Annotated in this window: 10 protein-coding genes; 4 read left to right on the forward strand and 6 right to left on the reverse strand. The window is 52.2% G+C overall.

What is annotated here, in order from left to right; genetic code table 11:
* A partial coding sequence (locus tag P0Y67_RS21020; protein ID WP_342393430.1) for an MFS transporter occupies positions 1-577 on the forward strand: 577 nt, incomplete at its 5' end.
* Positions 578-940: 363 nt separating this feature from the next.
* Here the strand turns inward: P0Y67_RS21020 and ppsA are convergent.
* The gene (gene ppsA / locus P0Y67_RS21025; protein WP_342393431.1) at positions 941-3304 is read right to left on the reverse strand and encodes a phosphoenolpyruvate synthase; all 2364 of its coding nucleotides are present in this window, start codon (positions 3302-3304) and stop codon (positions 941-943) included.
* Positions 3305-3524: 220 nt separating this feature from the next.
* Between ppsA and ppsR the strand changes: the two genes are divergently transcribed.
* Both ppsR and P0Y67_RS21035 read left to right on the forward strand, forming a co-directional pair.
* Entirely contained in the window at positions 3525-4358 is an 834-nt protein-coding gene (ppsR, locus tag P0Y67_RS21030; RefSeq protein ID WP_342393432.1) for a posphoenolpyruvate synthetase regulatory kinase/phosphorylase PpsR, read from the forward strand.
* 293 nt (positions 4359-4651) lie between these two features.
* A complete protein-coding gene (locus P0Y67_RS21035; protein ID WP_342393433.1) occupies positions 4652-5407 on the forward strand; it encodes a hypothetical protein in 756 nt (251 codons plus the stop codon).
* Between the two features lie 276 nt (positions 5408-5683).
* On the opposite strand, the gene fruA is transcribed toward P0Y67_RS21035, so the two are convergent.
* Genes fruA through fruB form a run of 3 tightly spaced genes read right to left on the reverse strand, consistent with a single transcriptional unit; the run spans position 5684 to position 9573 of the window.
* On the reverse strand, positions 5684-7417 hold the full coding sequence (gene fruA / locus P0Y67_RS21040) for a PTS fructose transporter subunit IIBC (RefSeq protein WP_342393434.1): 1734 nt from the start codon (positions 7415-7417) through the stop codon (positions 5684-5686).
* Positions 7418-7461: 44 nt separating this feature from the next.
* On the reverse strand, positions 7462-8424 hold the full coding sequence (gene pfkB / locus P0Y67_RS21045) for a 1-phosphofructokinase (protein WP_342393435.1): 963 nt from the start codon (positions 8422-8424) through the stop codon (positions 7462-7464).
* Positions 8425-9573 (reverse strand): fused PTS fructose transporter subunit IIA/HPr protein, encoded by a 1149-nt coding sequence (gene fruB, locus P0Y67_RS21050; protein WP_342393436.1) that lies wholly within the window; start codon positions 9571-9573, stop codon positions 8425-8427.
* A gap of 301 nt (positions 9574-9874) precedes the next feature.
* On the opposite strand from fruB, the gene cra reads away from it, so the two are divergent.
* Complete coding sequence (gene cra / locus P0Y67_RS21055) at positions 9875-10858, forward strand: catabolite repressor/activator (protein ID WP_342393437.1); 984 nt, start codon at positions 9875-9877, stop codon at positions 10856-10858.
* 58 nt (positions 10859-10916) lie between these two features.
* On the opposite strand, the gene P0Y67_RS21060 is transcribed toward cra, so the two are convergent.
* Positions 10917-11174, reverse strand: coding sequence for a bacteriocin immunity protein (locus tag P0Y67_RS21060; protein WP_225445246.1), 258 nt, complete (start codon positions 11172-11174; stop codon positions 10917-10919).
* Positions 11155-11748 (reverse strand): S-type pyocin domain-containing protein (locus tag P0Y67_RS21065; protein WP_342393438.1); only part of this gene is annotated, 594 nt, incomplete at its 5' end. The genes P0Y67_RS21060 and P0Y67_RS21065, both read right to left, overlap by 20 nt.

Here is an 11748-nt window from a genome sequence, read left to right on the forward strand (position 1 = left end):
TTGCAGGGCTTTCGCCGCATCCATCAGGGCTTTCTGGCTTAACCACAGTTTGCTGCTCTGCACGGTTGTCGCTTTGCTGCAATACAGCCTGTCACCTCTGATTAGCGCCATTACAGCATGGTCGACCGATGACATTAGTCAGGCCATTGGCTTGCTGCTGACTCTGAGCGCCGCGTTTACCCTGTTGACCCAGGTGCTGGTGATCAAAAAGAAGAAACTGGACATCGACACCATGTACCGGCTGGGCGGCTTTGCCCTGCTGGCTGGTTTCGTGCTTTTCCTCAACTCTGCTTTCTGGGTATTCACAATTGCCATGGTCGTGGTTTCCGTAGGCGCTGCACTTTTAGTTCCGGCATATACATCAATGGCAACCCAAACCAATCCGGAAAAACCCGGAAAGATCGCCGGTTTGATTTCGATGTCACACACCCTGGGTTATGGCCTTGCGTCACTGCTGGCCAGTACGGCTGTCATTTTCCCGCAATTACCGGTTTGGGTCTGTATTAGCTTAGCGGTTTTAGTGGCCGGGATTGCCTTTACCCGCCGGAAGGAAAAAGAGGCGGTGAGTGTGGTTTAAGGGTGGTCGCGAAGTGATCACAAATGTAGCGTTTGTGCGTTGCCCCCTCCTCACCTCTCCCTTGAAAAGGGGGGAGGAACTGAAAGCATTTGTTGTTAGCACTACTATCCCCTCTCCTTGGCAAAACGAGGCCAGGGTGGGGTTCGTAAAGCGAGCACGGATTTGGCGTCTGTGCCCAGTAACCCCCTCCTAACCTCCCCCTTGAAAAGGGGGAGGAACCGGACCAAATTCAATGTGAGCTCGGCAATTCCCTCCCCTTGGCAAGGGGAGGGTCAGGGTGGGGTTCGTGAGGCGAGCACGGATGTAAAAAGCCCGCGACATGCGCGGGCTTTAATTCTTTATTTCAGCTTCACTGACTTGTGCTTATTTCTTACCCAGGTGCAGCCAGGTTTCCACCACGGTATCCGGGTTCAGGGATACAGAATCGATACCCTGCTCCATCAGCCAGTCGGCCAGATCATCATGGTCAGATGGGCCCTGACCACAGATGCCGACGTACTTCCCGGCTTTACGCGCTGCTTTAATCGCCATCGACAGCATGGCTTTCACCGCTTCGTTACGCTCATCAAACATGTGGGCGATTTCACCGGAGTCACGGTCCAGACCCAGCGTCAGCTGTGTCATGTCGTTGGAGCCGATGGAGAAGCCGTCGAAGTACTTCAGGAACTCTTCGGCCAGAATCGCGTTCGATGGCAGCTCGCACATCATGATGACTTTGAGGCCGTTCTCGCCGCGGCGCAGGTCGAATTTCGCCAGCAAATCAATCACAGAAGCCGCTTCACTCACGGTACGTACGAACGGGATCATGATTTCAACGTTACGCAGACCCATGGTATTGCGAACACGTTTAATGGCTTCACATTCCAGGGCAAAACAATCCTGGAACTTAGGCGACACGTAACGGGATGCACCACGGAAACCAATCATCGGGTTTTCTTCAACCGGTTCGAAGTTCACACCACCAACCAGGTTACGGTACTCGTTCGATTTGAAGTCTGACATCCGCACAATCACGCGCTTCGGCCAGAATGCGGCGGCCAGGGTTGAGATCCCTTCGGTCAGCTTCTGAATGTAGAACTCAACCGGATCGGAGTAACCTGCGATGCGGCGGTCGATTTCAGCTTTCAGCTCGTCCGATTGCGCGTCATAGTTCAGCAGCGCTTTCGGGTGAATGCCGATCATCTTGTTGATGATGAACTCCAGGCGCGCCAGACCCACACCTTCGTTGGGAATGCAGGCGAAGTCGAATGCACGGTCCGGGTTGCCCACGTTCATCATGACTTTCAGTGGCAGTTCAGGCAGGTTGTCCACTTCAGAGCGGCGGATTTCGAAATCCAGCTCACCTTCGTAGATAAAGCCCGTTTCGCCCTGTGCACAGGAAACCGTCACAATCTGACCGTCTTTGAGCAGCTCAGTGGCGTTACCACAACCGACAACGGCAGGAATACCCAGTTCACGGGCAATGATCGCCGCGTGACAAGTACGACCACCACGGTTAGTCACGATGGCAGCCGCTTTCTTCATGACAGGTTCCCAGTCCGGGTCAGTCATGTCAGCCACCAGCACATCGCCAGCCTGCACCTGATCCATTTGGTCGAGATGATTCACCACACGGACCACACCGGTACCGATACGCTGACCGATAGCACGACCTTCAACCAGAGATGTACCCTGGCCGTTCAGGTGGAAACGCTCCATCACGTTGGCATCATCACGGGAACGAACAGTCTCCGGACGGGCCTGAACAATCATCAGCTCACCGGTAATACCGTCTTTCGCCCACTCGATGTCCATCGGACGACCGTAGTGTTTTTCGATGATCATGGCTTGCTTCGCCAGAGCCTCGACTTCGGCGTCGGTCAGGGAGAAGCTGTTTTGCTCTTCGGCGGTTGTGTCCTGGATAACAACTTGTGTACCCAGTGCTTTACCTTCACCGTAAATCATTTTCTGAAGCTTAGAGCCCAGAGTACGGCGAACGACGGCAGGATTACCGGCAACCAGGGTAGGTTTATGTACGTAGAATTCGTCCGGGTTAACCGCGCCTTGCACGACCATTTCACCCAGACCTACAGAAGAAGTGATGAACACGACCTGATCAAAGCCAGATTCAGTGTCCAGTGTAAACATCACACCGGAAGAGGCTTTATCAGAGCGTACCATGCGCTGAATACCCGCAGACAGTGCCACACCTTTATGGTCAAAACCCTGGTGAACACGGTACGAGATAGCACGGTCGTTAAACAGAGAAGCAAATACATGTTTCACGGCTTCGAAAACTGAATCGATACCGCGAACGTTGAGGAAAGTTTCCTGCTGGCCTGCGAACGAGGCATCTGGCAGGTCTTCAGCGGTTGCAGAAGAGCGCACAGCGACGGACAGCATGTCATCGCCTTCACCCAGTTCCTTGTAGCACTGACGAATGTCCTGCTCAAGGTCAGCTGGCAACGGTGCTTCATACACCCATTTACGGATAGTATCACCCGCCAGCTTCAGCGCGTTCACATCATCGACATCCAGCGTATCCAGCAGATCGTAAATACGATCATTCAGGTTATTGGCTTCCAGAAACTGGTTGAATGCATAAGATGTTGTTGCGTAACCGTTAGGTACTTTCACGCCAGCATTCGCAAGATTGGCGACCATTTCGCCCAGCGATGCGTTCTTACCACCAACTTTATCAACGTCGTTCATTGATAAAGCATCATACCAAACAACATTCTGTTGCACGGGAAGTCTCCTTGTATTGGATCAGCTGTATAGTGTGGGCAAACTCTCAACGGAAACGATTGCTTTAGCATTCAAAAAAAACTTGCTTCAGAATAGTCGCCGTTCAAGACAAACTGCTGGCAAAACCTTGCTCAGCAGAACACTTACCCTGTAGGGTTATAGTTATAAATTGTTTGTTGGCCTCAATCGTTACAGGATCATCTAAAGGACTCAACTTATTATGCGCCGCAAATCTGATTTTCGTGATGTGTTTTACGTTTCTGACGGTACAGCGATTACATCTGAAACACTTGGGCACGCCGTACTCGGTCAATTTAACATTGAGATTCGCCAAACCACACTGCCTTTTGTTGAGTCGGTGGAACGTGCTCAGCAAGTCAAAGAGAAAATTGATGAAGCTCATCGGGTATCCGGTATCGAGCCGCTGGTTTTTTACTCCATCGTTCTGCCGGAAGTAAAAGCCGTTATTAATCAATGTCAGGCCAAATTGTATGATGTGCTTGACGCACTGGTGCAGCCTCTCAGTAAAGATCTGAACATGCAGCCCAATGCCATGCTGGGCCGCTCACACAGCATCAGCCGTGATGTGGCCAGCTATCAGGACAGAATCGCTGCCATCGAATACACCCTGGCTCATGACGATGGAATATCCCTGAGTAACCTGGATAAGGCCGATATTATTCTGCTTGGCGTATCACGATGTGGCAAAACCCCCACCAGCCTGTATCTGGCCATGCAGTTTGGCATTCGTGCGGTGAACTACCCCTTCATTGCTGACGACATGAACAGCCTCAGACTGCCCAAGGGGATCGAACCTTATCGTTACAAAACATACGGTTTAACCATAGATACAGAGCGCCTTGTCACTATACGTAATGAGCGCTATGCCAACAGCCAGTATGCCAGTGAGGGGCAATGTGAAAGTGAGTTGTCAAAAGTAGAGGCCATGTTCCGACGCGAGGCTATCCCTTATCTCAACACCACCTCGCTGTCGGTTGAAGAGATCTCAACCCGGTTGCTGGATATAAGCGGCCTGAAACGCAGAATGTGTTAATAAAATAGCATTGATAATGTTATAAAATTAACTAAGCCATTAACTAAACCATAGTGTCAAACTGTGGTTTAGTGGTTTTCCTGCCGTCACTACTATTTCTCCTCCCCGATTGGCTGATCGCATGCAAAATCCCGCTACCAGGCAGCGTGTCTCAGCTTTGAGAGTGAAAAAACCTCGCAATTTGAACTAATTAATGAAAACTTTTCTGCGCCCCCCTTATTACTCAAAAAAGCTCCAATCGTTGAAATATGCTTACTGAGAAAGGAATAAATTAATCCAACTAGAGGTGGCAAATGAATAAGCCATTTTGGGGTTTTGCGCTGAATCTGGGAATTATTGTGACGCTGACTGCCTGTGGTGGCGGCGGCTCAGGGAGTGATTCTGGCGATGCATCCGGTGGCAGCATCCAGCTGGATCGCCAGGCCAGACTGACCTTCGTCAATACGGCCCGCGAGCAAGTGAATGTTTTTGTGCAAAACGGCTCTGATGCGAGTACCGCCAGCCTGTTCACTACCGGCAATATGCAAGGCGGCCCGATCAGCGACAGCACGCACCGCGAGTATATGCACCGTTGGGGCGGCAGCTCAGCCCAGCCTGTCACCATTGGTATCTGGGACACCAAATATCAGCTGGAAGAAGAACCGGCACAGACGAATACCCTGCTCAACAATGGTGAGGATTGGTGGACGATTGTCTGGCTGGACGGTGAAACCACCAACAGCTTCAAAGTGAGCGCTATCCGACGCGATAATGATGATGACGTACCGGACGATCAGTACGGGTTCAGAGTTTTTACCAATACCGACATCAAAATTGATTACCAGTCAGCCACAGCCACTGGCTCAACCAATGTCGCCGCCGGTAAAGTCTCGTCAACCATATTGATGGCAAGTTGTGGTGATAAGTTTGAGATTTCAGCAACCAAAGGTCAGGACGGCGAGGTGGTGGATCCGCAGCAACTGGATCTTTGTTTACCTAACCTGGAACCAGGGGATACCTATCTGCTGATTACCAGTGACGACGCCATTCTGTACACAGTCGAAGAATAATCGCAGTTTCATACGACGGCAGTAATAACAACATCAATGCATCCACGATGACATTGGGTAATCAACAATAATAATTGGGAAAAATGCGCTTTCGCCAATACGGCAGTCTTACTCGCAAGGAGAGCCTACATACAACAAAGCGGTCGGTGTTCTCAGTCATTCTGCGTCATGCGCTTTTTGGGGAAAACAGAGTGCACAATGAGGATAAGCACCCACAGATTCAGTAGGCAGCGGTGGCAACGCCCCAGACATTGACTATGTCTGGGGCTCTTTTCATTATGCCGTCACCAGTTCCGCCTGTTCCGTGCGTTTCAAAAACGCATAGGTGGCACCCGTCAGAATCGTACCCGCTGCAATTGCAACCAGATACATCAGCACAGGTGTAATAGCGTTAGGAATGAACAACACAAACAGACCACCATGCGGTGCCATCAGTTTTGCCCCAATCAACATAGACAATGCACCGGTTAACGCGCCGCCAGCCATGCAGCTTGGGATCACACGCATAGGATCACGGGCGGCAAATGGAATCGCTCCTTCTGAGATAAAACACAGTCCCAGCACGAAAGAAGCTTTACCTGCTTCCTGCTCAGGCTGTGAAAACTTACGCTTAGCCAGGAAAGTCGCCAGCCCCATACCCAGCGCCGGTACCATACCGGCGGCCATCACGGCCGCCATCGGGCCATAAGTTTGTGATGCCAGCAGGCCGACACCAAAGGTATATGCGGCTTTGTTGACCGGACCACCTAAGTCAAAGCACATCATACAGCCCAGCAGAATGCCCAGCAGCACAGCGTTGGTCGAACCCATGTTGTTCAAAAACTCGGTCAGGCCGTTCATGGCCGCAGACACAGGACCGCCAACGATGTAGATCATCACCAGTCCGGTGATCAGGCTGGCTAGCAAGGGAATGATCAGAATGGGTTTCAGTGCTTCCATCGAAGAGGGTAAACGCACGTTTTCGGCAATCAGCTTGGCACTGTACCCCGCCAGGAAACCGGCCACGATACCACCAAGGAAACCGGCTCCGGTTGAACTGGCCAGCATACCGCCAATTAAGCCAGGCGCCAGACCCGGACGATCCGCGATAGAGTACGCGATATAGCCCGCCAGCACAGGAACCATCAGTGCAAAGGCCGAGCCGCCACCAATCTGCATTAATGCCGCAGCTAAGGTGCCCTCTTCTTTGAACGCTTCGATACCAAACACAAACGACAGAGCGATAGCCAGACCACCGGCAACCACCAATGGCAACATGTGCGATACACCCGTCATCAGGTGCTTGTAAGGGCCGGTTTTCTCTTCTTTGGCTGACGCCGTGGCCGCGCCGGAGGCTTTGCCATGAAACACGGAAGCAGAAGCAAAAGCATTGTCGATTTCTTGCCGGGTTTTCTTCAATGCCGCGCCGGTACTGGTTTTATACAGTCGCTTTCCTTCGAAACGAGACAGATCCACTTCTATATCGGCAGCAATGATCACCAAATCAGCCGCTGAAATATCTTCCGCCGTCAGCTGGTTCTTGGCTCCCACCGAGCCACGGGTTTCGACTTTAATGCTATACCCCTGGCGTTTGGCTTCTTCTTCCAGCGCTTCTGCTGCCATAAAAGTGTGTGCGACCCCTGTCGGGCATGCCGTAATGGCAACAATGTGTTGAGCCGCAGAAGCTGATGCGGACTCTGCAGCGACGGGCTCCGCCTGCTCCAGCACAGTTGCCTGCGATACCGCCGATTGCAGGAAGGCGTTAGGATCAGCAAGACAATGTGCCATGCCGCCGCGATACACTTTCTTACCGACAAAACGGCTCAGATCCACCGGGCTGTCTGCAATTACTACCACAGCATCTGCCTGTTCAATGGCAGTCTGTGACAAGGGGGTCACCGGCATAATACTGGACTGGGCTTCAATATCAGCCTGCCAGTTCAGCGCTTTCGCCGCCTGTTCCATTAAACCGGCCGCGATGACCGTATTTGCGATTCCGCTCGGGCAAGCGGTCAGTATTGCTATCTTCATGTCGTCACCTTTGTCATTCAACAATTCACGTTTTGGCCAACAGGCTACTGGTTACTGATCTGAACACTTTCCAACGTTTGATTAAGCAGCGCGTCATCGGGTACGCCGACCCCTACCTGGGTCACCGCCAATGCCGACAAAGCCGTTGCAAACGCCAGTGTTTCTTGTTTATTCCATTGATTGAGGTAACCCCAGCATAAGCCAGCCACCAGGGTATCCCCGGCGCCAACGGTGCTGACGACCTCCATAACCGGCGGCTGCGAGTGCAACCAGCCAGATTCATCCAGCCACATCACGCCTTTCGCGCCCAGCGATACCACAACATTGGCGATATCCTGGCGATAGAGCGTCTCCGCGGCGCTTTTCAGTTCCGCCGGTGTTTCCAATGTCTTGCCGCACCAGGCGGACAACTCTTCATCATTGGGCTTCACCAGCCAGGGCGAAGCCGTCAGACCGGCTTTCAGGGCCTGATTGCTGCTGTCGAACAGCACCTTTTTGCCCTGTACTTTTAGCCTTTTGATCCAGTCCGCACAGACTGTCGGACTCAATCCCGCCGGCAGGCTGCCAGCAATCACAAACACCTCATGTTGCTCAGCCAGCTCGAACAATTTGTACTCCATGGCGGCCACATCGTCCTGGCTGACAGTCACACCGGGAAAGTTGATATCACTGACGCGGCCACTGGCTTCGACCAGTTTGACATTAATCCGGCTTGCGCCCTGTACGCGGACAAACGCGTCTTCTATACCGTACTGGCTGAAGAGTTCACAAAACGGATCCTGATTTTCAGTGCCCAGCAGTCCGGTCACAGTCACAGCGGCGCCCAGCTCAGCCAGCACACGGGCGACATTGACCCCTTTGCCTGCCGGGTGCAGAGACCCGCGTTCGACCAGATTGACCGTACCAGCCTCCAGCACAGATAAACTGCCGGTCAAATCCAGCGCCGGATTGAGATTGACCGCCACCACTTTGGGTTGGGTGTCATTTCGGGTTGCCTGAGTACTCATCTATCTGCCCTCACCCAGTCCGGCAGCAATCGCATCACCGATGGCCGACAGGGCTTCGGGAGCATCCGAACCGTCAGCGATAAATTCCAGTTCATGACCATGCTTAACACCCAGCGCAATCACTTTCATCAGGCTCTTGGCATTGACAGATTTACCGTCGCCCTGCAGATTTTTCACTTGAATAGCCGATTCGAATTTCTTCGCCACACTCACCAGCATGGCGCCGGGACGGGCATGCAGGCCGTGCGCATTACGAATCTTAAACACCGCAGTGTTAGCCTCATCGCTCGCCGCGGGCTGAGCGTCTGTAAACACTGCCGGGAGTTGTGCCGCATCGGCTTCAAACAGAGTGTGCAGCTGGTTCTGGTACATCTTTTGCGCCAGCAGGTTCAGCGGTTTATGACAGGCCGCGTTACAGGCAGCCAGCATGAGCAAGCCTTTCACCGGTTGTTCTTGGTGGATGGATTGTTCTTGGTGGATGATTTCTTGTGACGGCGTCACAAAAGACAAGGTCGTGCGGCTAACCCCTTTGCTGCTTCTGGCCAGCCACAGTCCCTGCCCCAGATACGACGCGCCCTCGGCTATCACATCAGCAACAAATGCGTTATCGGCGGCCTGCTTATTTTTGATCAGGCCAGCAGCTACCGCTGTCAGCTGCAGTAAATCGGTCGCCGGAAAATGCAGGGCAATCAGTGACTCATCAAAATCGGCTTCCAGCTGAGTGTCGCCATTGAGCAGTGAGATTAAAGCATCGGCAGTGCTGCATTGCCGGATCTGCTCTGCCACACCGTCTGCCGACAACACTTTAGTCAGTTGTTTCAGTATCCCGAGGTGTTCGTCCGATTTCGCAGCAATGCCAATCGCCAGATACACAGTATTGCCGTCACCCCAGTCGACCCCCTGCGGGTAATGATGAATTTTCACCCCGGTTTGCTGAACAAGATCCCGGGTATCGGTTGTACCGTGAGGGATAGCAATCCCGCTGCCGAGAAAGGTCGAATTTTGCGCCTCGCGGGCCAGCATGCCTTTGACATAGCCTTCAGACACCAAGCCTTGCTGTGTCAGCTCACCGGCAAGGGCCGATATTGCCGCAGTTTTATCTTTGGCTGATTGATTCAGCACTATGTCTTGTTGCGTCAGTGACAACATGTGTTTCACTCCCCTGTTTGTTCTCACCGGCTCTGGAGGCCGGATATACTGAGTGTTTTGTCTGATAACCGATTCATGCTCAACAACAGCTGAAGTCAAGCTGAAACGATTCAGCAACGAGGTAAATAAAAAGTTTCAGCGATGTACCAGAGAGTATAGAATATCTGAGAAGACAGTGCTGAAACCTTTCAGCTATGATGCTGGATCGATTCAGCAAGAATTGCAAACAATGGACATTGGATCCGTTTTCAATCTATGATCCACCACACACTTTGCCTGATTTTCGAGTGAATGAGACACGATGAAGCTAGATGAAATTGCCAGACTGGCGGGCGTTTCCCGCACGACGGCCAGCTATGTGATTAACGGCAAAGCCAGCCAGTACCGGATCAGTGAAAAGACCCAGCAAAAAGTCATGGCTGTGGTTGATGAACACAACTTCAAACCCGACCATGCGGCCAGCGCGCTGCGGGCAGGCAGCTCACGTTCGCTGGGCCTGATCATCCCGGATCTGGAAAACTCCAGTTACGCAAAATTGGCCAAGCTTCTTGAGCGTGATGCCCGCAAAGCCGGCTACCAGGTGATTATCAGCTGCTCTGACGATGAACCAGAGACAGAAATGAAAGTGGCGCAGACACTGGTCGGACGGCGTATCGACGCGCTGATTGTGGCGAGCAGCTTACCTGCTGACAATATTTTTTACCGCCAGATCCAGGAAGCCGGTGTCCCGGTGATCGCTATTGACCGCGGCCTGGATGATGAGTTTTTTGCCTGTGTGATCAGTGAAGATCACGACGGTGCTTATGCGCTGACCGAGCAGCTCATACAAGCGGACACTGCTTCTATTGGTCTGATTGGCGCCGTGCCGGACCTGGGGATTTCGCAACAGCGGGAAATGGGATTCCATGCCGCCATCCGTGATCACCGGCCAGACATAGCCGTCAATACGCTGTATGGCACGCACTTCAGCCCTGAAGAAGGCCAGCGCCTACTGCAGACCTGGATTGACAGCGATCAGGTGCCGGACAGTATACTCATTACCTCCTACACCCTGTTTGAAGGCATGCTGGACTGTTTTCTGTCCCACCCCAAGCTGATGACCACCACCCAACTGGCGACCTTTGGTGATCACAGATTGCTGGATTTTCTGCCGATGCGTATTCACTCTCTGCCACAGCAGTTTGAAGATATCGCAGACAGCGCACTGGAACTGGCCCTCAATGCCACCGCAGGACGATACCGCGCCGGCGTCGAAGTGATTCCGCGGCAGCTTAAAATTCGCTGAAGGTTAGATACACGCCACAATCAACGGAGTTGAGCTATTGTGGCGTGTAGTTGGATGATTATTCAGATTTGAAGCAGGGTAAGCCCTGCTCGGCGTACCAGCGTTTCAGCTCATCAATCACAGCCTGAGAAGTGTCTTCAATTCCACATTTGGTAGGATAGAACAACAAATCACACCCTTTTGGATGACGAACATGCTCTTCAAAAAAATCCGCCAATGTGTCGACGTCTTCCTCTTCGGCTTCAATGGTCTGCTCCAGAATTTCGAAAAACTCAGTTTCTGTGTAGTCCTGCAAGCTATTTTTCATTGTCAACATTTCGTCTCCCCTTAGTACCATGGATCTCCCCCCAATGCAGGCGAGGTGTCACCACTCTTAGATTGTCCAGGTCATATACCGCCCCGCCGTGCTGGATTTGCTCGACGTGGTGCAACGAGAATTTCTTTAATTTTTTTTCTTTTCCAGGCGCCCCCCAGTGAAACTCTTTTTCTGTCGCTGGCGCATTACCTTTGCGAATGAGTGCCTGGTTACGACGATTAAACTGGCTCATCAGCTGTGGATCTTTAGCCACCTCCAACCAGAACGTAGACTGGAGTTCTGAAAAACGACTGAACTCTTTACCTCTCAAGGCATCTGCAATCGCGGTTGGAATATACTGCCCCTGACCCTCATTGGCCGCCTTGCCCAGCCAGTACCCGTCTTCCCATGGTACGTCTTTCCCTTTACCAGTAACAACACCTGGTTGATTACGCCGATCTTCTTTATAGACGATATAAATCGGCGCAATCTCAGAACCGTCAGGAAACACCAAAATTGCATCGCTCCAGTGTGCTTCTTCTGCGGCAGGATAGGTTTCAACCGTCGGGGTTGGCATATCAGATATCGGTATGGT

Source organism: Photobacterium sp. SP02, from assembly GCF_038519165.1.
In the GTDB taxonomy this organism is placed as follows: Bacteria; Pseudomonadota; Gammaproteobacteria; order Enterobacterales; family Vibrionaceae; genus Photobacterium; species Photobacterium halotolerans.

Coding starts and splice junctions, on each gene's coding strand:
- P0Y67_RS21035 (WP_342393433.1), top strand. CDS start 4,652: ATGAATAAGCCATTTTGGGGTTTTGCGCTGAATCTGGGAATTATTGTG.
- P0Y67_RS21060 (WP_225445246.1), bottom strand. CDS start 11,174: ATGTTGACAATGAAAAATAGCTTGCAGGACTACACAGAAACTGAGTTT.
- fruB (WP_342393436.1), bottom strand. CDS start 9,573: ATGTTGTCACTGACGCAACAAGACATAGTGCTGAATCAATCAGCCAAA.
- pfkB (WP_342393435.1), bottom strand. CDS start 8,424: ATGAGTACTCAGGCAACCCGAAATGACACCCAACCCAAAGTGGTGGCG.
- fruA (WP_342393434.1), bottom strand. CDS start 7,417: ATGAAGATAGCAATACTGACCGCTTGCCCGAGCGGAATCGCAAATACG.
- ppsR (WP_342393432.1), top strand. CDS start 3,525: ATGCGCCGCAAATCTGATTTTCGTGATGTGTTTTACGTTTCTGACGGT.
- cra (WP_342393437.1), top strand. CDS start 9,875: ATGAAGCTAGATGAAATTGCCAGACTGGCGGGCGTTTCCCGCACGACG.